Source organism: Streptomyces sp. 2A115 (assembly GCF_052245575.1).
GTDB lineage: Bacteria > Actinomycetota > Actinomycetes > Streptomycetales > Streptomycetaceae > Streptomyces.
In genome coordinates this window covers 1-22,790 of record NZ_JBQQCG010000003.1, presented here as the reverse complement: position 1 = coordinate 22,790, position 22,790 = coordinate 1, and the positions used below count along the sequence as shown (strand labels likewise).

Sequence of the window (22,790 nt, the reverse complement as noted above, 5' to 3'; positions counted from 1 at the left end):
GCTTCTTCCGGGGGACAGAGGGACAGGTCCGGTCTCCGGTCACCCGAGGTCGCGGAGCCGCGACTACTTGCGGTTGTAGAGACGCATCGTCAGGGAGCCGAACACCACCACGAACAGCCCGGACCAGCCCAGCGACCACGCGATCTCCGTGCTCGGCCAGGAGCCGTCCATCAGGCCCCGTACCGCCGAGGACAGGTGAGTGATCGGGTTGTTGTTGACGAAGGCCTGGAGCCAGCCCGGCATGGTCTCGGGGCGGACGAAGATGTCGCTGAGGAAGGTCAGGGGGAACAGGATCATCATGCTGACGCTCATGACCGCCTTCTCCGTCCGCAGGAGCAGACCGAACACCGTCCACACCCAGGAGAAGGCGAAGGAGAAGATGATCAGCAGGACCACTCCCGCCACGACTCCCGGGAAGCCGCCGTCCGGGCGGAAACCCATGATCAGGCCGACCGCGAGCATCACGATCGACGCCATCGTGTAGCGCAGGGCGTCCCCGAGCAGGTAGCCGACCAGGGTCGACGGGCGCCAGATCGGCAGCGAGCGGAAGCGGTCGAAGACGCCCTTCTCGATGTCGATGTTGACCGACAGGCCCGTGTACATCGTGATCATGACGACCGACATCACGAGGATGCCGGGGAGCAGGTACTGGATGTACTCGCTCGGGGAGCCCGCCAGCGCACCCCCGAACAGGTACGTGTACATCAGCACCATCATGATCGGGAACGCCGTCACGTCGAAGAGCTGCTCGGGTACGTGCTTGATCTTGAGCACCGCCCGCCAGCCGAAGGTGAGCGACGTCTGGAGCGCGTTCGGACGCGGCGGGCGTTCGGTGGCGACGAGCAGGGCGGCCAGGCTCTCGGTGCTGACCGGTGCGAGCTCAGCGGCGTCCGCGGTCTGGTTGGTCTGGGTCGCGGTGCTCATGCCGTGGCCTCTTTCGTCTGCTCGTTCTTCTGCTGGTCCTTCTGCTGGTCGTACACGTGCTCGGTGGTGCCGGTGAGGGCCAGGAACACCTCGTCCAGACTCGGCTGGCCCAGCGAGAAGTTGTCGACGGTGATGCCCGCGCGGGCCAGTTCGGCGAGCGCGTGGGACGCCTTCTCGGCGGCGCCGCAGCCGTTCGCCCTGCCGTTGCCGACCCGCGCCGTAAGCGCCACCGGGTCCGGCTCCAGCTGAACGTCCGCGTCGAGGGTCTGCCGCAACAGCAGCTCGGCGTCCGGGCGCTGGTGGGCGTCCCGCAGCCGTACGTGAACGGCCCCGGCCCCGACCGATGCCTTCAGCTCGCCCTTGGTGCCCTCGGCGATGACCTTGCCCTTGTCGATGACGGCGATCCGGGACGCCAACTGGTCGGCCTCGTCCAGGTACTGGGTGGTGAGGAGGACCGTCGTGCCCTGGGCCACGACCGCTCGTACGATCTCCCAGACCTGGTTGCGGCTGCGCGGGTCCAGGCCCGTCGTCGGCTCGTCCAGGAACAGCAGGTCCGGGGTGTTGAGGATGGAGGCGGCGATGTCGATACGGCGCCGCATGCCGCCCGAGTAGTGCTTCACCTGGCGGCCCGCCGCCTCCGACAGGCCGAAGGCGTCGAGGAGCTGGGCCGCGCGGGCGTACGAGGCCTTCTTGCTGTGGCCGGTCAGGCGGGCCAGCAGCACGAGGTTCTCGGTGCCGGTCAGGTCCTCGTCCACCGAGGCGTACTGGCCGGTGAGGCTCACCCGGCTGCGGACCGTGTCCGCCTCCCGTACGACGTCGTGGCCGAAGACGTGGGCCTCGCCGCCGTCGGGGCGCAGCAGGGTCGCCAGCATCCGTACGGTCGTGGTCTTCCCGGCGCCGTTCGGCCCGAGCAGGCCGTACACCGTGCCGGCCTCGATGCGCAGGTCGACGCCGTCGACGGCGCGGTTGTCGCCGAAGGTCTTCACCAGGCCGGCGGTTTCGATGGCCGGCCCGGCCCATTGGTCGGTGCGGTTGCTGCTGGTCATGTCTGTCCGCCCATCCGCGTGGTGCTCATGGCTTCTCGTGGCTGGCTCGTGGGTTCAAGGGTGCGTCCGCCGCCCTTGAAGGGCATCGGTCTCGCGACGCAACCCTCGATCGGTCTTGAGATGCAGACCCCACGGGGCGCGGAAACTCATCGGTGGGGCGGGCGACCCGGGGATTCGTGACGTCCAGAGGCCCCGGCTTGGGGGGCCGGGGCCTCGCAACCACGCAAGCCGGTCAGGTGTCAGTCCGCCAGGTGTCAGTCCGCAAGGCGTCGGCCCGCAAGGCGTCGGCCCGCAAGGCGTCGGTCCGTCAGGCGTCAGTCCTCGGTCGTGTAGTAGCGGTAGAACACCACCGCGAACACACCCGCCGCGACCACGCATGCCAGGCCCGCGGACTTCAGGACGGTGGCGTCGGTGAGGCTGTAGAGGAAGCCGAACGCGATGCCCGCGAACGCCGCCCACGCGAGTGCGTGCAGCTCCCGCGGCAGGCGTGGGGCGAGGGCGTGGATGCCGACGTGGGCCACGGCGAACGCGATCGCCGAGGCCACGCCCAGCAGGACGTTCCAGCCGGTGATCGGGCCCGCGTCGCGTCCGATGGCCGCGGCCCAGAGGCCGTAGACGATGCCGCCGAATACGGGGACCACCAGTTTTGAGGCGCCGAGTGTCCTTGACGCGGGTGCCGCGTGAGCCATGACAGCACTCCTCTCTCCTCGCCCCCCTGCCATCCAGAGCACACCTGGGGGGCGGTACTGGCAAGTCGGCGTACGGTGTGGCTCCGCCAGGGTGTGATGTGCGGGCCCAACCGGCGGAGCCCGCCGTGCGGCCCCCCGCTCGCCCATGCTTCGCTGAGCGGGTCCGAAGGGGGGCGAGGTGCCACGGGAGTCGAAGAGATGAGTGGCGCGGAGCCGGAGGGACCGGACACCGGCGTCGGGATGCGGCGAGGGCGCGCCGAGGCGCAGGCGCTCCTTCGCGTGCGCGGGCGCAGCGTCGCCTGGGTTCCGCCGCTGTTGTTGCTCGTCGCGATCGCCGTGGTCGACTGGAACACCTCCGGAGACTTCCGGATCATCTCCTGGATCGTCCTCGTGCCCGGCATCGCGGCGGCGATCTGCGGAGTCCTGACGACGGCCGCGTTCGCCGGACTCGCGCTCATCACGTACGTCGAAGTGGACACCGCCTGGCCGCACCAGTACCAGACGGGACTCCCCGACTTCATCCTCGTCGGCGTGGGCGGCGTACTGGCGACGCTGGCGTGCGCCGTACGGCTGCGCGGCGAGCGGCGCATGCTGCACATGCGGGACGTCGCCGAGACGACCCGCCGCACCGTGCTGCGCCCCCTGCCGACGCCCTGGGCCGGCCTCGACCACGCGGCCGTGTACCTCGCCGCCGACACCGAGGCCCGCGTCGGCGGCGACTTCTACGACATCCAGCCGGGACCGCACGGCACGCGGGTCCTGCTCGGCGACGTCCAGGGCAAGGGCCTGCCCGCGGTCGAGGCGGCCGCCGCCCTGCTCGGCACGTTCCGCGAGTCCGCCTACCACGAGCCGTCCCTCGCCGTCGTCGCCGAACGCCTGGAGGTACGGATGGGCCGCCACCGGCAGTACCTCGCCGACCTGGGCGAGGAACTGGACAAAGACCCGGCCCGCGGCATGGAACGCTTCGCCACCGCCGTCCTCGTCGCCTTCCCTCTCCCGGGCTCCCCCGCCGGCCACGTCGACGTCGTCAACTTCGGCCACGAACCCCCGCTGGTGGCGGGACCGCACGGCGTACGCGCCCTGCCGCCCGGCGACGGCCTGCCGCTCGGCCTGAGCACGCTGGCGGAAACCGGATCGGGTGTCCCGCCGGTCCACCGGGTCGCCCTCGGCGCAGACGAGACCCTCCTCCTGGTCACGGACGGCGTGACCGAGGCGCGCGACGGCGACGGCGGATTCTTCCCGCTGCACGAGCGCGTGGCCCTCGCCGTCGCCACCGACCCCGCGTGCGTGCACCCCCGGCTCCTCGTCGAACTCGTCCGCGACGGCACCCTCCGCCACTGCGGCGGCCACCTCGCCGACGACACCACGATCTTCGCCGTACGGCTCGCTCGCCCTGCTCATCCCGTCCACCCCGCACGCCCCGCCGCGCGGTGAACTCCGGTCCTCCCGGGCCGAGGTCCCCCCTTTGCACCCGCACCGGTTACGGTGCTGCCGTGGTGATCGAACGGGAGGGGACGGCGGCAATGCCTGGAACCGTGCTGCTGCTCGCGGCTTCGCCGGTGGGCAAGGGGTGTCTGGTGGACGCCGCGTCGGTGCTGCCCGTGCTCGCCGCGGTGGCGCCCTCGGTGCTCTCGGGCACGGACACCGCGAACGTGGTCGAACTCGCCGACCCACTGGAGCCGCAGGCCGTCCTGACCCGGCTGCGCGCCGCCGCGACGGCCCCGGGACCGCTCACGGTCTTCCTCACCGGCCAGCTCCAACTCGACCGCCGCCAGCGGCTTCCGCACCTCGCGCTGGCCCGTACGACCCCGGCCACCGTCCGCTACACCGGCTTCCCCTGGCACTGGATCCGCGAGGAACTCCGGTTGCGCGTCCCGGGCAGTACGACCCTGATCGTCGACCTCCACACCGACGCCGAGACCTGGCAGCACCTCATCTCGCGGCCGCTCGCCGCGGGACCGGGTGCCCTGCTGTACGGCCGTGTGGCCCCGCCCCCGCCGCGACGCGGGGTGGCGACGCCCACGTACATGAAGGCCGTCGCGACCATCCTCCGCAGCGGCCAGCGTCCTCCGCTCCAGCAGCTCCACCAGCAGGCGCTGACCCGGTCGTCGGGGGAGGACCCGGAGGCCGCCCGGCGTGACCTCGTGCTGGCGGTCGATCCGCGGCAGTCGGCTGGGGCCGGGACGGGGGTCGGGCCGGGGATGTTCGCGACGCCGGCCGGAGTCTCCCCGTGGCCGGCCCAGCCCGCGACGCGTCCCATGCCAGGGCCCGTGTCTGTTCCCGCTTCCGCCCCCTCCCCGGAGTCCCAGGCGGCAGCCCCCTCCCCGGCGACACCCTCCGTGCCCGCCGACCCTCACGCCGCCATCACCGCCGCCGTCCAGAACGGCCGGCACGCCGAGGCCGACGCGCTGGCCGAGCAGCGGGAGCGTGATGCGCTGCGGGCGTACGGGCCCGGGACCGACGAGGTCGTCCACTGGATGGAAGTACGGGCCGACCTGGCCATGTTCGCGGGGGACGCGGTGCGGAGCTGCCGGACCTGGCTGGCGGTGGCCGACGCACGGCTCGCGGCGGGGCAGGAGCCGGACGCGTCCGGTGTCGAGGCGGCCGTCGACCGGGCCCACCATCAGTGGGGGTGTATCGACGACTCCGCGCGGGCCCGTGAGCTCGGGCCCGCGCTGGCCGACCTGCGTCTGCGCGTTCCGGGGCGTCGGCAGGGGGCGCTGGACCATGTCCAGCGGCACCTCAGCCGGCTTCACAGGTGTGACGAGGTCGAGCGTCTCTAGCTCTCTGACATGCCCCCACCCCAGCCTGCTTGATCCCCCCGCAACTCCGCGCCCCCAACGCGCGACGACCTGGTCACCGCACCGACAGCATCTCCAGCGCCCCCGACACCAGCGTCCGCACCCCCGGCCCGACCGTCCCCAGGTCAGGGGCGAAGTGCGGGCTGTGATTGCTCGGCACCGCGGCGAGCTGCTCCATCAGGTCCCCGCCGGATTCGGCCCCGGCCGCCTCCCACACATCGGCGGGCGTGCTCGTCACGAACCAGTACGCGTACGGAATTCCGTCCTCGGCGAGGAACGGGAAGTCCTCGCTGCCCATGACAGGCCCGAAGTCGAGGACCGTACCGGCGCCGAAGACCTCGCCGTGCACGGCGGCGACCCGGCGGTCGGTGTCGATGTCGTTCACGGTGACAGGGAAGCTGCCGCCGACCGTCACGGTCGGCTCGCGCGGGCAGCCCGCCGCCGCGCACTCGCCCGCGACGATCCGCCGGATCGCGGCGAGCATCCGCTCCCTCACCTCGGCGGACTGTGTACGGAGGTTGAGGGCGATGTACGCCTCGGACGGGATGATGTTGTGGCGCGTGCCCGCCTCGATCCGACCGACGGTCAGGACGGCGGACTCGCGGGCCGCGACCTCGCGCGCGACGACGGTCTGGAGCCTCGTCACGATGTACGCGGCCGTCACCACCGGGTCGACGGTCGCCTCGGGCCGGGAGCCGTGCCCGCCCACTCCGTGCACGACGATGTCGACGTCCGTGGAGGCCGACATGATCAGGCCGGGCGAGTGGGCGTACAGACCGGCGGGGCCGGGGGCCGCGTGCTGGGCGAGCAGGACGTCCGGCACCGGGAAACGCTGGTAAAGGTGGTCGTTCACCATCGCGGCCGCGCCCTCGCCGGTCTCCTCGGCGGGCTGGCCGAGGACGAGCAGCGTGCCGTTCCAGGTGTCACGGCCGGCGGCGAGCGCGTCGGCGGCGCCGGCCAGCCAGGTCACGTGCAGATCGTGTCCGCAGGCGTGCATCACGCCGGACTTCTCGGAGGCGTACGACAGTCCGGTCTTCTCCACGACCGGCAGCGCGTCCATGTCGGCGCGCAGGAGGACGGTGGGCCCGTCCCCGTTCAGCAGCACCCCGACGACTCCGGTGCCGCCGACGCCCGTGACCGTGTCGAACCCGGCCGTACGGAACCGGTCGGCGAGCGCGGCGGCCGTCCGGTGTTCACGTGAGGACAGCTCCGGGTGGCGGTGCAGGTCCCGGTAGAGGTCTTCGAGGGCGGGGAGCGGGAGGTCGGCGGTGAGGTCCAGGGCGGTGCGGGCGGCGGGGGAGGTCACGGGGTCAGGGTAAGTCCGTACGGCGAAAGCCACCGATGCGGGCGACCACATCGGCCGCGTGGCCCTGTGGGACGGTGCCGAGCGGGGCAGACTGTGGGACACGGACACCCAGCGGCCCCTCGGCAGCCCCGCCTCACCAGATCCCAGCGGCGCACCTACGTCCCCGACGTGCCCTACAGCCGGGTCTGCGACTAGCGGGGGCCCGCGGCCGACGCGCTGATCAGTGCGGTGAAGGCGATTACTGCGGCACCCAGAGCCGTAACGAAACGAGCCGGGACATAGCGCGCGGCAATGCGTCGGAACACGGCGACAACCTCGCATCGTCAACGTAGGCCAGCGTATTAAGTGTGCGTCATCATGCGTTTAACGCGCGGCTTAACCTAGGCCGTGCGCGGCTCGGGGGCAAGAGGTGCATCCGGCCGTCGGCCGCCTTCCCGCACTTCTTTAACCAGCCTGTTACGCAACGGTAGTTGGGTACCCCCCGGGTGTAAGTCGGCTTACTGGCATGCTTACGCCATGGCCGAGCGCGACGACCCGGGAACCATCGGGCGCAGAGTGCAGCAGCTGCGTACGGAACGCGGGCTGACGCAGAAGCAGTTGGCGGAACCCGCGTACACACCCGCGTACGTCTCGACGCTGGAGGCAGGCCGTGTACGGCCCTCCGAGGAGGCGCTGCGGCACATCGCGGAGCGGCTCGGGGTCGCGTACGAGGAGCTGGCCACCGGCCGGCCCGCCCACCTCGCCACCGACCTGCGGCTGAGGCTCACGGACGCCCAGCGGACCCTTGCCACCGGCGAGGCGGAGGTCGCGGCCGAGCAGTACACCGCGCTGCTCGACGAGGCGGAGGCCCACGGGCTCGATGCCGAGTGCGCGGCCGCGTCACTGGGGCTGGGTGAATGCGCCCTGGACACCGGCGACTTGACGACAGCGCGGCTCCGCTTCGAACAGGCGGAGAAGTGGCTCGCGGACGCACCGCTCCCGAGCCGGGTGCCGGCGCTGCGGGGCCGGGCCGTCTCCCACTACCTGGCGGGCGAACTCCGTTACTCCTGCTACCTGTACGAGTCCACGCTCGACGAACTGAACCGCGGTGGCCTGCACGACCCCGACGCCCTGCTGTTGCTGTACACCGGCGTCATCGCTCCGTACATGGACATGGGAGCGCACGCCCGGGCCGCACAGGCCGCGGAGTTCGCTCTCGCGCTGGCCCCGCAGGTCGGGAACCCGGCGCTGGTGGCCCGTATGCACCGGTCCGTCGCCCGGACGATGATCGCCGAGGGACGGATGGCCGAGGCGGACGCGTCCCTGGCGAAGGCGGCGGAACTGTACCGGCACCTTCAGATCCGTACGGAGCTCGCCAACTGCCACTGGATGCGCGGGTACTTGTACGCGCAGAACGGCGAACTGAAGCGGGCGGAAGCGGAGTTGCGGCAGGCGCAGGAGATGCTCTCCGCCAAGCGGGCCGCGCTCTACACCAGCCAGGTGGCCGTGGAGCTGGCGGACGTACTGCACCGGCGGGGGAAGTCGGAGGAGGCGGCGGGCCTGCTGCGCGACGTGCTCGGTGACCTGAGCTCGGAGCGGGGCGCGGTGCATTCGGCGGCCGCGCACCGGCTGCTCGGCATCATCGCGGAGGACGCCCGGGACACGGAGACGGCCGAGGAGCACTACGTGCGCGCGCTGAGCCTCCTCGAACGGGCGGGCGCCGCAGGCGACTTGGCCGACCTGTGCCGCCTGCTGGGCGACCTGCTCCGGCGTACGGGCCGGGTCGAGGCGGCGCTGGACGCGTACCGGACGGGCCTGGGCCATCGCACGGCACCGGGAACGACGACGCTGGGACCGGCACCTGCGCACCCGCCGCTCTGACCTGCCTGACCACCCCTACCGTGCCGGGTGGCGTCCGAGGAAGGCCACGAGCCGGTCCACGGCCGGCGCGTTCTCGTCCACGGGGACGATGTGGCCGAAGGACATGCCCTCACCCCGGTACTGCGGCGGGAGGGTGACCTCCGCGCGGGCCAGGGTCTCGGCCGCCTCCTCCTCGGTGAAGGGGATCGGCTGACCGGTGGCCTTGGCCAGGTCCCAGCCATGGGTCAGGAACTCCATGACCGTCATGTTGAACACCATCTCGCCGGGCAGCTTGCTGCCACCCGTGACGGCGACCTCACGCTCGAAGCCGTACTTCGCCCACCCGGCGACGAGACCGGCAGCGGCGGCGCGGAACTCGGCGGCCGGGTCGGGGCCGCTCCGGTGGCTCGCGGGGTCGGCGTCGTAGGGACGGCCGTTGCAGCGGGCCTCGAACAGCAGGAGCCAGCCGACGAGGTGGTTGACCAGCGTCTCGACGTCGTATTCCTCGCACGGCGTCGGCAGACCGAGCTGACCGGCCTCGACGCCCTCGATGAGATCACCGGTCTTGGCCAGGACACCCGTGAGCAGCTCGACTCTCTCCATGCCCGGAGTCTAGGGGCGGCCGTGGATCACGGCCTTGAAGAAACGCGACACCGCGAGCGCCGGCCTCAGTGCGCTTTTTGTCCTCTGTGCGCTCTGTGCGCTCTGTGCGCTCAGTGGGTTCAGTGGGCGATGTTGTCGATCAGCTCGCGAGCGCCCTGGCGCAGCAGGGCGACGGCGACGGAGGTGCCGAGGGTGGCGGGATCGAGGCGGCCGGCCCACTCGTGGGCGTTCAGCTGGGTCTTGCCGTCCGGGGTGAACACGCAGGCCCGCAGGGACAGTTCGCCGCCTCGTCCGGCCTTGGCGTAGCCGGCGATCGGCGAGTTGCAGTGGCCCTGGAGGACGTGGAGGAACATGCGCTCGGCGGTGGCCTCGCGGTGCGTGTCCGGGTCGCCGAGCGCGCTGACGGTGTCGATGATCGTCGTGTCGCCCTCGCGGCACTGGAGGGCGAGGATGCCCGCGCCGATCGGCGGCATCATCGTCTCGGCGGAGAGAACCTCGGTGATGACATCGGTGCGGTCGATGCGTTCCAGGCCGGAGACCGCGAGCAGCAGCGCGTCCGCCTCGCCTGCCGCGAGTTTCTCCAGGCGCCGGTTGGCGTTGCCGCGGAACGGTACGCACTGAAGGTGCGGGTGGGTGGCGGCCAGCTGCGCGATGCGGCGTACGGAGGAGGTGCCGATCCGTGTCCCGGCCGGCAGCTCGTCGAGGGTGAGCCCGCCGGGGTGGATGAGCGCGTCGCGGATGTCGTCCCGCTTGAGGAACGCGGCGAACATGGTGCCCGCCGGGAGCGGCCGGTCGGCGGGCACGTCCTTGACGCAGTGCACCGCCAGGTCCGCCTCGCCGGCCAGGAGCGCGGCGTCGACCTCCTTGGTGAAGGCCCCCTTGCCCTCGACCTGGGCGAGATCGCCCATCCACTTGTCGCCGGTCGTCTTCACGGGCACGACCTCGGTGCGCAGACGCGGGTGGAACGCGGTCAGTTCGGCGCGTACGCGCTCCACCTGGGCCAGGGCCATGGGCGAGTCGCGGGAGACGATACGGATCAGCTCAGGGACGGACATGGCGTCCACGATAGTGGTCGTCGGGCCACGGCGGCTGCGCGTCGCCCGAGGCAGCAGGTCGTCGACGATGTACGGGCCGCCCGGCCTGGGCAGCGCCGGCAGATCCGGAACCTTCAGACCGAGGCCGAGGAGGAGGCTGCGGCTGCGGCGACGCAGAACTCGTTGCCCTCGGGGTCGGCCATCATGATGTGGTGCCCGTCGAACTCCTCCAGGACGGTCCCGCCCGCCTTCACCAGCCGCTCGGACTCCGCCCTGATCCGCGCCCACCGCTCGTCGGGACTGCCATGCCCCGGCACCCGGACGTCGATATGGAGCCGGTTCTTCGCCGTCTTGGGCTCGGGGACCTTGAAGATGGAGAGCCGGGGCCCGACGCCGTCGGGATCGCAGAGCCACGCGGCGCCGTCCTCGGAGTCGTCCCCGGAATCGTCCTCCGGGAGGTCGAACTGCGCGAGCCATTCCGCACGGGTCCGGAAGGGAGCGGGCGGCGGCTCGTCGACGTACCCCAGGGCCGTCTTCCAGAAGTCGGCGAGGAGCTTCGCGTCCGTGCAGTCGAGGGTCAGATCGATTCTGGCTGCCATGCCAGGACCGTACTGCGCACCACTGACAGCTACGCCCCTTCGGATTCGGGCGAGAGAGCCATGTCCTTGCGGCTGTAGCGGGGCAGAGTGCCCGTCTCGATCGTCCACGCACCCAGGTCGGTCGCGACGGTGACGGTGTTTCCGTAAGACAGGTGTAGCCGGTTTTCGTATGCGGGACGACCGTCGCACTTGCCGATTTCCCACTGGTACGTCCACGTACCGTCGCGGGGATCGACGATCAGGTAGTGGGGGATACCCATCGCGGGGTAGTCGTCGGCCTTGTCCTTGTAGTCGTTGTTGGGGTTGGGCGGGGACACGATCTCGATGGCGAGAAGGATCTCGCGAGGGTCCAGCGGATCGTCCGTTTCCATGGCGGTCCTGGGCACCACCAGAATGTCCGGGATGCGAAGTGTGCCGAGCGACTCGTCATCCGTGTCCGTGGCTTCCGCGGCGACTATGCCTTTCGGCAGCTGGGCGGCGAGCTGATCCCGCACGTCCACCGCCGTGAGCTGATGGCGAGGTCGCGGACTCATCATCATCACGAGGCGGCCCTCACTGATCTCCGGCCAGGTGAAGCCAGGGGGAGTTGCGAGCTGATCGCGCAGTTCGCGCAGGTGTCGGTAAATGGTCTTCTGGGACATGGCCGACTCCTTGTTCCCCGTCACATCACCCACGGTACCGCCGGTCACGTTCCGCCAACGGCTGACAGCCGCCTCCTGGCGGAAACGATGACCCCGCACAGAACCACCGGTTAGCCTGCACCGGACGTACGACCGGTGCAGGTGAGGCGGGAAGCAAGGGGCGTGGAGAACCGACGGAGTCTGGGCGACGGGGCGCGGGTCGTGGCTCGGGCACTGGTGTACGCGGTGGTCGGGGGCGTTGCCCTGATCGCGATCGCCACCGTCGGGTCCGTGCTCGGGCCGAAGTTCGCGCTCGACCTCGCGACTCCGGCCATGGCCGCCTGGTGGACCGTGTTCACGGCCGTCGTCGTGCAGGGCATCCCCTTTCTGCTGCTGGGCACGGTGGTGTCGGCGGCGATCGGCGCGTTCGTACCGGCGCGGGTGTTCAGGCGCGTACTGCCGAAGAATCCGGCGCTCGCCGTACCGGTCGCGGGGGCGGCCGGGGTGGTCCTGCCAGGGTGTGAGTGCGCGTCCGTGCCGGTGGCCGACAGCCTGATGCGGCGTGGCGTCGCGCCGGCGGCCGCGCTGGCCTTCCTGCTCTCCGCGCCCGCCATCAACCCGGTCGTGCTCGTCGCCACGTCGATCGCGTTCCCCGGGAACCCCGCCATGGTCGGCGCCCGGCTCGTCGCCTCGCTCGCCACCGCCGTGGTGATGGGGTGGCTGTGGGTGCGGTTCGGGCGGGAGGAGTGGCTGCCGCGGAGGAGCAAGGGGGGCGCGGGGGCTGTCGCGGGCGGCGGGTGGCGAGGTTTTCGGGACGGGCTTCAGCACGACTTTCTGCACGCCGGGGGCTTCCTCGTGCTCGGCGCGGCGGCTGCGGCGACCTTCAACATTCTCGTTCCGAGGTCCGTGCTCGATGTCTTCACCGGGTCGCCCTGGCTGTCGGTGCTGCTGCTCGCCGTCCTCGCCGTCGTGCTGTGCGTGTGCTCCGAGGCCGATGCCTTCGTCGCGGCTTCCCTGACAGGGTTCTCGCCCACCGCCCGGCTCGCCTTCATGGTGGTCGGGCCGATGGTCGACCTGAAACTCATCGCTTTGCAGGCGGGGACCTTCGGGCGGGCGTTCGCGTGGCGGTTCTCGTCGGTGACGTGGGTGGTGGCTGTGGGGAGCAGTGTGTTGGTGGGGTGGTGGGTGCTGTGAGGTCACGTATGCGGCTGCGGCCGCTCGTTCGGCTGCGACTTCGGCTTCGGCTTCGTGCGCAGGGGGTGCTGCTGATCCTGTGCGGGGCCGCGCTGCTCAGGATCGCGCTCTTCGGCGAGCTGTATCTGCGGTACGTGAAGGAAGGGCTGCGGCCGTATCTGATCGTGTCGGGGGTGACGCTGGTCGTGCTCGGAGTGGTGGGCATGATCAAGCGGGACAGCAGCCGTGATCACGAGGGTCATGCGGGCCACGAGGGCAATGAGAGCCATGACGGCCACGACCACACCCGTAGCCCCCGCATCGCCTGGCTCCTCACCGCACCCGTCCTCGCTCTCCTCCTCTTCCCTCCCCCGGCCCTCGGCTCGTACAGCGCCGGGCGTGAGGAGGCGAAGAGCGCGGCTCAAGGTGCCGGCACCTTCCCGAAGCTCCCGGCCGGTGACCCCGTCGACCTCACGGTCGGCGCGTTCGCGTCCCGCGCGGAGTGGGACACGGAAGCGTCGCTGGAGGGCCGTACCGTCCGGCTGACCGGCTTCGTGACCCGGGGCGACGACGGCACCTGGTACGTCGCCCGGCTCCTCGTCTCGTGCTGCGCCGCCGACGTGCAGGCGCTGAAGGTCGAGATCCGTGGGGCCGAAGCTCCGGCGGCCGATGAGTGGGTGACGGTCACCGGGACCTGGCGTCCGACGGGGGAACCCGGATCGGATGAGGCTCGGCCGGTGCTGGACGCCGCGTCCGTGAAGCGGGTTACGGCTCCCTCAGACCCGTACGAGAAGCGCTGAGCGTTCCGTTCCGTGCCGGTGCGGATGCGTGAGCGGGCGGCCCTACCGCACTGGCCGCCCCGGTCGGGGTGCTCGCGGAGGGCCTTCAGAGCTCGGCGCCTGTGCGCTTTGACCGCGCCGGGCGAGCACTCGAGAAGCGCGGCGATCTCGCGGTGGGTCAGACCGTCCCAGTGGACGAGGACCGCCACGGCACGGCGGCGGGGCCGGAGTTCGGCCAACGCCTCGGTGAGGGAATCGAGTTGATCGGGCTCGTACGACTTCGGTGTCTCCGATGTCTCCGATGCCTCGGACGACTTCGACGATTCCGATGACCTGGACGACGTCGACGGCTTCGACGATTCCGACGACTTGAACGATGTCGACGACTTCAACCACTTCGGCGACTTCAACCACCTCGACGACCTCGACGTCGGCCCGGACCGGACGAACGGCAGCCGCTCCCTTCGCATCCGCCGGAGGTAACCCCCCCACCAACGCCCGCCGCACATAGAACTCCGCGTCGTCCCCCGGCACCCGCTTCCGCCGCGCGTACACCTCGGCCAGCGCGGCCCGCGCCAGCTCCTCGGCCACGCCCTCTCCCTCACCCCGGTCCGCCGTGAGCAGGCGCGCGGTCCGCATCAGGCGAGGCCAGTGGTCGGTTGCCCGGGTGCTGAAGTCGTCGTCGTCCATGGCCGGTCGAGCGCTTTGCCCGCTCGCCACTCCTTCCTCCTGGGTTGTGCTTCGATGTACGAGACGTACGGGACCTGTACGCACGGCGGAGGCAGCCGGGTTGCACGGGAATTCCGCAGACAGCGCGGGGGCGTGGGCAGGGGGGCATGACCGAGGAAGAGTTCGACGCGTTCTACGCCGCCGCGTTCCCCCGGCTGACCGGCCAGCTCTTCGCCTTCACCGGGGATCACGGTGAGGCGCAGGACGTCGTCCAGGAGGCGTTCGTACGTGCCTGGGACCGGCGGCGGGAGTTCCTCGCCGAGGGGGCGCCGGAGGCGTGGATCCGTACCGTCGCGATGCGGCTCGCGGTGAGCCGCTGGCGGCGGGCGCGGCGCTGGCTGGAACTGGTGCGCCGCAATCCGCCGCCCGAGCACACGCCCGGACCCGGCCCGGAACGGGCCGCGCTGGTGGGGGCGTTACGGGAACTGCCGGAGGCACAGCGGATGGCGGTCGTTCTGCACCATCTGTGCGACCTGAGTGTCGAACAGGTAGCCTCCGAAACCGGTGCGCCTGTGGGGACGGTCAAGGCCCGGCTGTCCCGCGGCCGGGCCGCGCTGGCACGGCGGCTCGGCGAGGCCGACGAACTGGGTGAGGGCGAGAGGGAGGACGACCGTGTCCGATGAACTCACGCCCGGCGGATCTGGTGGCGCCGGTGGATCTGGTGCCCTTGGCGAACATGGTGGCCGCGGTGGACCTGGTGGATCCGGCGAGTTGCATCACCCCTACGCCGGTACCGGTACCGGCCACTCCCACGCCGGAATCGGTTACTCCGCCGCCGAGTTCGACCGCTCCGAACTGACCATCGCCCTCCACGAACTGGCCCAGGACCACGAGACACCCGTACCCGTCCCCGGCTCGGAGATCCGGCACCGCGCGGTGGGTCGCCGACGCCGCCGGAAGGTCTCGCTGGCCGCGGCCGGCGCCACCGTCGCGGCGGCCCTGGCCCTGGTGGCGACCGTGGCGTTCACCGGGGGCGAGGGCGCCCGCTCGACCCCGCCCGCCGCGACGTACAGCGCACCGACGCAGCCGGCCACCACCGCGCCCAGCCCGGCGCGCGTCGCCGCCACCGTCGACCTCAGCCGACGCGTACTGGCTGTCGGGGACCGCACCCTGCCCATCTCCTCCGGCGCGGCCGCGACACCCACACCGACGGGCCTGATGACCGTCACTGCCAAGTGGGAGGCGGGGACGGTGCCCGGAGAGCCGGCGGGCCTGAAGGAGTACGACACGAAGGCGACGTGGGTGATGCGGCTGCGCGCCCCCAACGACCGCACGAACTACCTCCTCGCCCTCACCTGGGACGAGAAGGCACCCGGCAACTACGACACCACCGGCGGCCTGATCGGCCTGCGGAGCGTCGACGCGAAGTGGCTGTACGGGCAGCTGGGTCCGGGATCGGTGGTGGAGGTGGTGGGGGCGGCTCCGAGGGAGACGGGTGCTGTGAGCGGCGGCGGCAGTGACGGTCCTGCAGTCGCCTCGCCTTCCGACCGGAGCGGTTCCTGACGGCAGACCAAGAGCTTCCACCAGAACCGGCCAGTTCAGCCCCCCGCTGGCGCCGTGGAAGGCGGTGACGCCTCTAGCGGTTCTCGCCGACTGTGAGCGTGGCGCCAGCGGGACGCCTCCGGCCGGACCACCTGAGGGACGGCGCAGCGTACTCATCATGCCGCGACCGCCGTCGCCTTCGGCGTCGGCAGCGCAATCACACCGTCACCGCATGCCGTTCCCGGCAGGCCCACCGCCAACGCTGTGGCAGCAATGGCGGCAGGCCCGCCGGCTTTTGAACCTGGTGTCATGCCCGCAGGAGCGAAGCCGATCGGCTGATCAACCGTGTGAAGGTTCGCCGGTTCCAGGCCACGCGCATTGCCAGGGGGCGTACGTCGTCCGGCACCTTGGCCGCTGCCGCCGTACGTCTCTGGCGCCGCTCCCGCGCCGGACAGTCCCTAGTACGAGAGATCCTTCTGCTCGGTGATCAGACGACCGGCGATGTGCAGGTTGCCGTCGGAGTCGAGTACCGCGATGATCTTTTTTGTCCGGCCGTGGTAGGTCGTGAAGTAGATCTTGTCCGCCTCCTGAGAGGTGGATAAGTTCGTGTTCACGGCCAGCTCGATGCTCACCGGTGAGCTGATGAGCACGTCCTTCTTGGGAGAGTTCGGGTAGACCTGGTTCGGTCGCAGCTTGACGCGGCCGTGGGTGTCGCCCTCATCCCAGTCCGTCGCCAGTCCGAGGTCAATTTCAGCCATGAGGCTTCCTCTCGAGTCCCGGCGGGCCGTATCTCTTCTCACGGGCCGCAACCGCGTCGTTCCGTGCGTGCAGCCCGAACAAGACGCGCCCGCTTCCCAATGGAAGATCTTCTCTGTTCGGGTGACATACGGCATCACCCGAATGAGTTGGTAATATACCTAGTCTGACTGCCTGTCAGCATAGGGTCGCGCAAGTACTCTTTTTCTGGATCATCGGGAATGATGCTTTAGTGCACTCCGGTGATTTCCGCGAGGAAAGAGCCATATGTCTGTTCGGTGTGCGGGAGTGAGAGGCGGGCTGGTGGTCCTGACGAGCGCATTCGTCGAGGCGTGGTTCCGGACCCCGCTCACCGACCCGTCGGGCATGGAGACGAGTACGCGGTCGTGGTGGACCACGGCTTCGAGGTGGACGGCTGGTGCGGCGGTGTGGAGGTTGACGTTCGTGCGACTGGGTCAGTGGCTGTGGTGGTGATGCGGCCGCAGCCGGTCCACCACGCGCCGGGCGGCCCCCGGGCGTGGACCGGGGATCACCGGCCGTTCCCAGTCGCACGGCGGTGACGGGCGGCGGGGCGAAACCGCGCCGTGTTCCTTCAGCGCGACGCTCATGAGGCCCAGCAGGAGCTCGACGTCCGCGTCGCAGTCGAGGAGGACGGTGATCCAGGAGGCGCCGGGGCGGACCCTGATCGCGCTGGCGTGGAGGAGTTGGGGGAGCAGCCGTTCGACCGCTGTGGGGGTGAGGTAGAGATCGGCGGAGTCGTCGGAGTGGAAGTGGACGATCTCGTGTCCCGCCGAAGCGAAAGCCCGCCCAACGGTGCAGCGGGGCGGGCCACTTACCAGGTTCGGCCAGGTCTCCAGGAGAGCGATGGCGCGATGGGCCGCGGTCATAACCCCATCCTCGCTCACGCTTCACCGGGAGTACCACCCCCAGCCACTTCCGACCCTGCGCTCTACACGACCTATGTCATGACTTATGCAATGACTTATGCCACGACCCATGCGTCCCTACGCCGTGACCTGTGCGTCCAGGACCTCCGTGTTCTGGCAGGCGGTCAGCAGCCAGCGCCCGTTCTCCTTGGACATCACGTACAGCGGACTGCCCTCCGGCTGCCCCTCGGCGGGGACGCCGTCGAGGGTCGCGTACCGCTGACGCACCTTGACGGCGGCGACGTCGGGCCGGACGAACACTACGTGCACCACTTCGTACGTGGCCGAGGAGTCCTTCATCGCCCCCGGCAGCACCTTGTTCGTGAACTCGGAGATCGCGTCCCGCCCGAACAGCCGCCTGCCATGCCCGGTCGTCCAGATCGCGTCCTCCCGGAAGAGCCCGACGAACTCCTCGACCAACTCGTTCCGTTGCGCGTACTCGACCGTGGCGACCACCTGCTTGATGGCCTCGATCTCGGCCGCACGGGTCTGCTCGCCCAGGGGCGGCGTGCTCGCGGGCGGCGTGTTCGTGGGTGTCGCGTTGGTGGGTGTCGTGTTCATGGGGTACAGCTTTCAACCTCAAGTTTGCTTGAGGTCAAGAGGGTGGCTCTCGGGGGGCGAGAGGGTCGGTGATGAGTTCGGCGGTGGGATCGGCGATGAGTTCCGGGGCGCCGGGGAGTCTTCACCAGTAAAAGGAGCCTGACATGAAGAACGACGAAGAGCTGATCCACGAGCTGATCACGCGATGGGCCGCGGCGGTACACGCCGGTGACCTGGACACGGTCATGGCCGACCACGCCGAGGACATCGTGATGTTCGACGTACCGCCGCCGCAGGACGGAGTCCGCGGCCTCGACGCCTACCGCGCCACCTGGCCGCCTTTCTTCGAGTGGCAGGCGAAGGGCGCCTGTTTCGACATCGTCTCGCTCGATGTCACCGCGGGTGCGGACGTCGCCTACGCCCACGCCCTTCTCCGCTGCGGCACCCCCGAGGAGATGGCCGCCCACCCCGAGACCCGCCTGCGCCTCACCCTCGGCCTGCGCAAGGAGTCGGGCCGCTGGGTCGTGGCGCATGAGCACCACTCGTTCCCGAACGTGACTGTCTAGGGTCTTCGGCTGAGCGGAACGGAACGGAACCGAACAGTACGGAGTGCCGCGGTCAGTCCTGCTCGTTCGCGGGCTGGGCGGCAGGTGTGCGGCCGGCGAGGACGTCCTCGAGGCGCTGCGCGCCGAGCCCGGCCGCCTGCTCGGTCGGGTCGTCGTCGACGCCGTCGAGACCGCCGTTGGTGAGGGAGAGGGCGTTGTCGCCGACCCGTACGGCTGCGAAGTCCAGGGTGAGAGTGATGGGCATGCCGTCGGTCTCGTCGGTCATCGTCTCGTCGGTCACGGTCACGGTCAGGCCTTCGCGGGCCTCGCCCACGTCGGGCAGGCGCACGCCGGCGACGTGGACCGTCCGTGGCCGGCCTTGCGCGTTCGTGGCCGTGAACCGCTCGCACGTCTCCGGCAGCGTCTTCAACCAGGACAGCGACGTGTCCAGCGCCGCCCGGTCGTACGCGGCGACCTGATAGCGCAGCTGCGCCCCGTAGTCGGAGTCGTCGAAGCCCCTGACCGCCCGGGCCCCGGCGGGCTCGCCGAGCAGGTCCTCGGCGTACAGGCCGTCGAGCAGCTTCTGGCAGTCGGCGACGTCCGTCTCCCCCTTGAGGAGCCCGTCCCGCCAGGTCGCCGCGCCTTGCGTCGGCGCCCACTCCTCACCCAGGTCCGCGTTGGTGATCAGCGCTGCCCGCGCCTGCGTCTCGGTGAGGGTCCGGGCCACGGTGACCGACGGGGAGGCGGCGGCGCTCGGCGCCTGTACTCCCACGGGCGACGGGGAGACCGCCGCGTCGTCCGACCCTCCGACCTCGCCGTTCCCGCTGCCGGCACCGTCGCCGTCCGAGCACCCGGCCGTCACTGTCAGCAGCGCGGCCGCCGCCAGGACAGAGGCGAGGACACGGGCACGGGTACCGGCACGGGAGGTACGACGGGGCGGACGGGCCGAACGGTTCATCGCGGATTCCTCCTGAAGGTCGTTGACGTCCTTGGGTTCCACCACGGCACAACGCCATCACCGGTCGGCCCCGCCCACCAGCGCACCGGTCCGAACGGGGGAGCCCCCTGCCTCGCCGCGGTCCCCTTCGAGATGCCCCCGCCCCGCCCCGCGCCGACACTGAGCCCATGCCGGGAAAGATCGAGGACTACGCCCTGATCGGGGACCTGCTGACGGCCGCCCTCGTCGGCCGGGACGGCAGCCTGGACTGGCTCTGCCTGCCGCGCTTCGACTCACCCGCGTGCTTCGCCGCGCTGCTGGGCGACGAGAACAACGGCCGATGGCGGATCGCCCCCACGGAAGCCACAGGGAACCCGGAAGCCACAGGGAACCCGGAAGTCGAAGGGAACCCGGAAGTCGAAGGGAACCCGGGAGCCGAGGGGACCCCTGAACCCCAAGGGACCCCTGACCCCCAGGAAAACCGCACCCGCCGCCGTCGCTACCGCGGCGACTCCCTCGTCCTGGAAACCGAGTGGGAGACCGCCACCGGCCGCGCCACGGTCATCGACTTCATGCCGCGCCGCGAGGGCGGGACCCCCTGCGTCGTACGGATCGTGGAGGGCGTGTCCGGCAGCGTCGACCTGCACATGGACCTGCGGCTGCGCTTCGAGTACGGGAGTGTGGTGCCCTGGATGCACCGGGTGGGCGGGCAGTTGACGGGTATCGCGGGACCCGAGTCGGTGTGGTTGTCCACCCCCGCCGAACTGACCGCACACGGCGAGTCCCACACCGCCGACTTCACCGTCACCACCGGCGAACAGGTCCCCTTCGTCCTGACCTGGCAGCCCTCCCACCTGCCCGCCCCCGACCCGGTGGACCCCTTCGACGCGCTGCGCCGCACGGAGGAGTACTGGAGCGAGTGGCTGCGCACCTGTTCGTACCAGGGCGCCTACCGGGAAGCGGTCGTACGTTCCCTGATCACGCTCAAGGCCCTCACCTACGAGCCGACCGGTGGTATCGCCGCGGCCCCCACCACCTCCCTCCCCGAACAGCCCGGCGGCGTACGCAACTGGGACTACCGCTACTGCTGGCTGCGCGACGCCGGCATGACCCTGGAGGCGCTCCTGCGCAGCGGCTTCACCGCCGAGGCGGACGCGTGGCGGGGCTGGCTGGAGCGGGCCGTCGCGGGACGGCCGCAGGACATCCAGATCATGTACGGCATCGGCGGCGAGCGCAGACTGACCGAGTGGACGGCCGACTGGCTTGCCGGGTACGAGAGTTCGCGTCCAGTACGGATCGGCAACGGAGCCGCCGCACAGCAACAGCTCGACGTCCCGGGCGAGTTGATGGACACCCTCGCCCTGGCCCTGCGTGCCGGACTCCGGCCCGAGCACCATCTCCTCTCCCTCCAGCGGGCCGTGCTCGACCACCTGGAGAAGGTGTGGTCCCGACCGGACCAGGGCCTGTGGGAGACGCGCGGCTCACCACGCCACCACGTCCACTCCAAGGTCATGTGCTGGGTGGCCTTCGACCGGGCGGTACGCATGGCCGAGGAGCACGGACGCCCCGGCCCCGTCGAGCGCTGGCGCGAGATCCGGGACCTAATCCACCGGGAGGTCTGCGAGAACGGCTTCGACCCGGCCCGCTCCACCTTCACCCAGTCCTACGGCTCCCGTGCGCTCGACGCCGCTCTGCTCCTCATGCCCCGGACGGGCTTCCTGCCGCCGGACGACCCCAGGGTCCTGGGCACGATCGCCGCCGTCGAGCGGGAGCTCGTCTCGGACGGGCTGGTCCGCCGCTACTCGACGGGCCGGACGGTCGGCGCCTCCTCCGGCACAGGCTCCGGCCCTGGCCCCGACGGTCTCGCCGGCGGCGAAGGTGCCTTCCTCGCCTGCTCCTTCTGGCTCGCGGACGCGCTGCGGCTGACCGGCCGGGAGGACGAGGCGCGGGAGCTCTTCGAGCGACTGCTGCTCCTGCGCAACGACGTCGGTCTGCTGGCCGAGGAGTACGACCCCCGCGCCCGCCGCCAATTGGGTAACTTTCCTCAGGCCTTCACGCACGTGCCCCTCATCCATGTTGCGTACGAACTGGACGGGCACGCCACTCACCACGCGCGAAAACTTGTTCCTCAAAGTCCCGGTGAATTCAAGGTGTCGTCTGCGAGGCTGGCTGGATGGAGACCTTTTACAGAAGACTGCTCAAAGTCCTCCCCCGCATCGGGGTGAAGGTGCTCGATCTCGGTCCCGGTGCGGCGGTGGTTTTCCGGCGAGGCGACCGGACCAGCGTTCCCGTGGGGGGCGGAGCCGATCTGGTGACCCGCGGAAAGGGCCGGTACGCGGTCACGCCGCTGGGGGAGGACGCGTGGATGGTCGCGCGCGGGACCTCGAAGGGGGCGGGACGAGAGATGACGACCGTCCCGTTCGGTGAGACCGGTGCGCGGCTTTTCCTCGGGGAGGCTGTGTCGGCGGAACGTGAACGTGAGTTCCAGCTGGCAGCCGCCCACTACCTGTGTACGCAGCATGTGGCCGCGCTGCTCGAGAAGTACCGGGTGAACTGCGTGTTCGACGTGGGGGCCAACGCCGGGCAGTACGGCAAGGGACTGCGGCGGTTCGGCTACACCGGCCGCATTGTCTCCTTCGAACCTGTTGCCGATACCTTCGCCAGGTTGAGCCGAGCCGCGGAAAAGGATCCTGACTGGCACGTGTACAACTTCGCGCTCGGGCGCGAGGAGGCCGTGCAGTCCATCCATGTGGACTGGAAGACCATGAACTCGCTGTTGCCGCCGAGCGAGTACGGCAAGGAGCGCTACAAGCGGTTCGCGAAGGGCCGTATGGAGGAGATCGAGATCCGACGGCTCGACGACATGATGGACAAGGCGCTGGAAGGGGTCGCCGATCCTCGGCCCTATCTGAAGATGGACACGCAGGGCTTCGACCTGGAGGTGTTCGCGGGCGCGGGAAAGCGGATCTCGGAGTTCGTGGGGATGCAGTCCGAGGTCGCGCCGTTGCGGCTGTACGAAGGCAGTCCGGGGATGGCGGAGGCCGTTGCCGCGTACGAGGAGGCCGGGTTCGGGATCACGGGCATGTACCCCGTGACCCGGGAGCCCTCTTCGGGGCGCGTGGTGGAGTTCGACTGCGTGATGATGCGGGCGTCTGAGGCCGGTTCGTAAGGTGCCGACCGGTGGGGACTGATCGCGCAGTTCCCCGCGGCACGCTCCGCTGTGGTTGGGCGGTTGTCGGGTGCGGGTTGGTGGGGGCTGGTCGCGCAGTTCCCCGCGCCCCTAAAAGCGCCTCAGGCCGGTTCGTACAGTGCGGGCCGTCAGTGGCTGGTCGCGCAGTTCCCCGCGCCCCTGACGGGGCGGGGCCGTAGCCCCCGCCCCCACTCGTCCGCACCCGGTACGTCCCCGCCCCACAACCAACCCATGTGCGCGGGGACGTACCGGGTGCGGACGAGTGGGGGCGG

The 22,790-nt window shown here is 70.5% G+C and carries 22 protein-coding genes and 1 pseudogene; 10 read left to right on the top strand and 13 right to left on the bottom strand.

Translation table 11 applies throughout. The annotated features are described in order from the left end of the window. Positions 1-63: 63 nt before the first annotated feature. The 3 genes from ACTWQR_RS03200 to ACTWQR_RS03190 form a co-directional block, all read right to left on the bottom strand. Positions 64-924 (bottom strand): ABC transporter permease, encoded by an 861-nt coding sequence (locus ACTWQR_RS03200; protein ID WP_443225321.1) that lies wholly within the window; start codon positions 922-924, stop codon positions 64-66. After that, entirely contained in the window at positions 921-1,970 is a 1,050-nt protein-coding gene (locus ACTWQR_RS03195) for an ATP-binding cassette domain-containing protein (protein ID WP_443225320.1), read from the bottom strand. Before ACTWQR_RS03195 ends, ACTWQR_RS03200 begins: the two co-directional genes overlap by 4 nt. Positions 1,971-2,284: 314 nt before the next feature. Beyond that, positions 2,285-2,659: a hypothetical protein gene (locus ACTWQR_RS03190; protein WP_443225319.1), complete on the bottom strand. Its 375-nt coding sequence runs from the start codon at positions 2,657-2,659 to the stop codon at positions 2,285-2,287. Positions 2,660-2,857: 198 nt separating this feature from the next. Between ACTWQR_RS03190 and ACTWQR_RS03185 the strand changes: the two genes are divergently transcribed. After that, complete coding sequence (locus ACTWQR_RS03185; protein ID WP_443225318.1) at positions 2,858-4,093, top strand: PP2C family protein-serine/threonine phosphatase; 1,236 nt, start codon at positions 2,858-2,860, stop codon at positions 4,091-4,093. 89 nt (positions 4,094-4,182) lie between these two features. Further along, on the top strand, positions 4,183-5,442 hold the full coding sequence (locus tag ACTWQR_RS03180; protein WP_443225565.1) for a hypothetical protein: 1,260 nt from the start codon (positions 4,183-4,185) through the stop codon (positions 5,440-5,442). Between the two features lie 73 nt (positions 5,443-5,515). Here ACTWQR_RS03180 and ACTWQR_RS03175 read toward each other — a convergent pair whose 3' ends face one another. Next, positions 5,516-6,766, bottom strand: coding sequence for an amidohydrolase (locus tag ACTWQR_RS03175; protein WP_443225317.1), 1,251 nt, complete (start codon positions 6,764-6,766; stop codon positions 5,516-5,518). 516 nt (positions 6,767-7,282) lie between these two features. Here ACTWQR_RS03175 and ACTWQR_RS03170 point away from each other — a divergent pair. Then, the gene (locus ACTWQR_RS03170; RefSeq protein ID WP_443225316.1) at positions 7,283-8,626 is read left to right on the top strand and encodes a helix-turn-helix domain-containing protein; all 1,344 of its coding nucleotides are present in this window, start codon (positions 7,283-7,285) and stop codon (positions 8,624-8,626) included. Positions 8,627-8,641: 15 nt separating this feature from the next. Here ACTWQR_RS03170 and ACTWQR_RS03165 read toward each other — a convergent pair whose 3' ends face one another. The 4 genes from ACTWQR_RS03165 to ACTWQR_RS03150 all read right to left on the bottom strand — a co-directional run bounded on the left by ACTWQR_RS03165 (position 8,642) and on the right by ACTWQR_RS03150 (position 11,482). Beyond that, the gene (locus tag ACTWQR_RS03165) at positions 8,642-9,208 is read right to left on the bottom strand and encodes a TIGR03086 family metal-binding protein (protein ID WP_443225315.1); all 567 of its coding nucleotides are present in this window, start codon (positions 9,206-9,208) and stop codon (positions 8,642-8,644) included. A gap of 119 nt (positions 9,209-9,327) precedes the next feature. Then, complete coding sequence (gene hemC / locus ACTWQR_RS03160) at positions 9,328-10,263, bottom strand: hydroxymethylbilane synthase (protein ID WP_443225314.1); 936 nt, start codon at positions 10,261-10,263, stop codon at positions 9,328-9,330. 113 nt (positions 10,264-10,376) lie between these two features. Next, the gene (locus tag ACTWQR_RS03155; RefSeq protein ID WP_443225313.1) at positions 10,377-10,841 is read right to left on the bottom strand and encodes a VOC family protein; all 465 of its coding nucleotides are present in this window, start codon (positions 10,839-10,841) and stop codon (positions 10,377-10,379) included. A gap of 29 nt (positions 10,842-10,870) precedes the next feature. Then, positions 10,871-11,482, bottom strand: coding sequence for a Uma2 family endonuclease (locus ACTWQR_RS03150; protein ID WP_443225312.1), 612 nt, complete (start codon positions 11,480-11,482; stop codon positions 10,871-10,873). Between the two features lie 162 nt (positions 11,483-11,644). Here ACTWQR_RS03150 and ACTWQR_RS03145 point away from each other — a divergent pair, with 162 nt between their 5' ends. Next, a complete protein-coding gene (locus ACTWQR_RS03145) occupies positions 11,645-12,655 on the top strand; it encodes a permease (protein ID WP_443225311.1) in 1,011 nt (336 codons plus the stop codon). An 8-nt stretch (positions 12,656-12,663) separates the two neighbouring features. Continuing rightward, positions 12,664-13,434, top strand: a complete 771-nt coding sequence (locus tag ACTWQR_RS03140) for a TIGR03943 family putative permease subunit (protein ID WP_443225564.1) — start codon at positions 12,664-12,666, stop codon at positions 13,432-13,434. 83 nt (positions 13,435-13,517) lie between these two features. On the opposite strand, the pseudogene ACTWQR_RS03135 reads toward ACTWQR_RS03140, so the two are convergent. Continuing rightward, positions 13,518-13,805: pseudogene (locus ACTWQR_RS03135) on the bottom strand (RNA polymerase sigma factor); the annotation flags it as partial. 444 nt (positions 13,806-14,249) lie between these two features. Here ACTWQR_RS03135 and ACTWQR_RS03130 point away from each other — a divergent pair. After that, positions 14,250-14,765 (top strand): SigE family RNA polymerase sigma factor, encoded by a 516-nt coding sequence (locus ACTWQR_RS03130; RefSeq protein ID WP_443225310.1) that lies wholly within the window; start codon positions 14,250-14,252, stop codon positions 14,763-14,765. Between the two features lie 88 nt (positions 14,766-14,853). Next, positions 14,854-15,645: a L,D-transpeptidase gene (locus tag ACTWQR_RS03125; protein WP_443225309.1), complete on the top strand. Its 792-nt coding sequence runs from the start codon at positions 14,854-14,856 to the stop codon at positions 15,643-15,645. A 437-nt stretch (positions 15,646-16,082) separates the two neighbouring features. Here the strand turns inward: ACTWQR_RS03125 and ACTWQR_RS03120 are convergent, their stop codons facing one another. The 3 genes from ACTWQR_RS03120 to ACTWQR_RS03110 all read right to left on the bottom strand — a co-directional run bounded on the left by ACTWQR_RS03120 (position 16,083) and on the right by ACTWQR_RS03110 (position 17,867). Further along, positions 16,083-16,382: a DUF6342 family protein gene (locus ACTWQR_RS03120; protein WP_443225308.1), complete on the bottom strand. Its 300-nt coding sequence runs from the start codon at positions 16,380-16,382 to the stop codon at positions 16,083-16,085. A 453-nt stretch (positions 16,383-16,835) separates the two neighbouring features. After that, entirely contained in the window at positions 16,836-17,267 is a 432-nt protein-coding gene (locus tag ACTWQR_RS03115) for a luciferase domain-containing protein (protein ID WP_443225307.1), read from the bottom strand. A 117-nt stretch (positions 17,268-17,384) separates the two neighbouring features. After that, positions 17,385-17,867 (bottom strand): SgcJ/EcaC family oxidoreductase, encoded by a 483-nt coding sequence (locus ACTWQR_RS03110; protein ID WP_443225306.1) that lies wholly within the window; start codon positions 17,865-17,867, stop codon positions 17,385-17,387. A gap of 143 nt (positions 17,868-18,010) precedes the next feature. Between ACTWQR_RS03110 and ACTWQR_RS03105 the strand changes: the two genes are divergently transcribed. Further along, complete coding sequence (locus tag ACTWQR_RS03105; protein ID WP_443225305.1) at positions 18,011-18,412, top strand: YybH family protein; 402 nt, start codon at positions 18,011-18,013, stop codon at positions 18,410-18,412. A 52-nt stretch (positions 18,413-18,464) separates the two neighbouring features. On the opposite strand, the gene ACTWQR_RS03100 is transcribed toward ACTWQR_RS03105, so the two are convergent. Beyond that, entirely contained in the window at positions 18,465-19,394 is a 930-nt protein-coding gene (locus ACTWQR_RS03100; protein ID WP_443225304.1) for a hypothetical protein, read from the bottom strand. A 122-nt stretch (positions 19,395-19,516) separates the two neighbouring features. On the opposite strand from ACTWQR_RS03100, the gene ACTWQR_RS03095 reads away from it, so the two are divergent. Together ACTWQR_RS03095 and ACTWQR_RS03090 are read left to right on the top strand one after the other, a co-directional pair. Next, a complete protein-coding gene (locus ACTWQR_RS03095; protein ID WP_443225303.1) occupies positions 19,517-21,553 on the top strand; it encodes a glycoside hydrolase family 15 protein in 2,037 nt (678 codons plus the stop codon). Next, entirely contained in the window at positions 21,502-22,497 is a 996-nt protein-coding gene (locus tag ACTWQR_RS03090; protein WP_443225302.1) for an FkbM family methyltransferase, read from the top strand. The genes ACTWQR_RS03095 and ACTWQR_RS03090 overlap by 52 nt, the downstream gene beginning before the upstream one ends. Positions 22,498-22,790 lie beyond the last annotated feature (293 nt).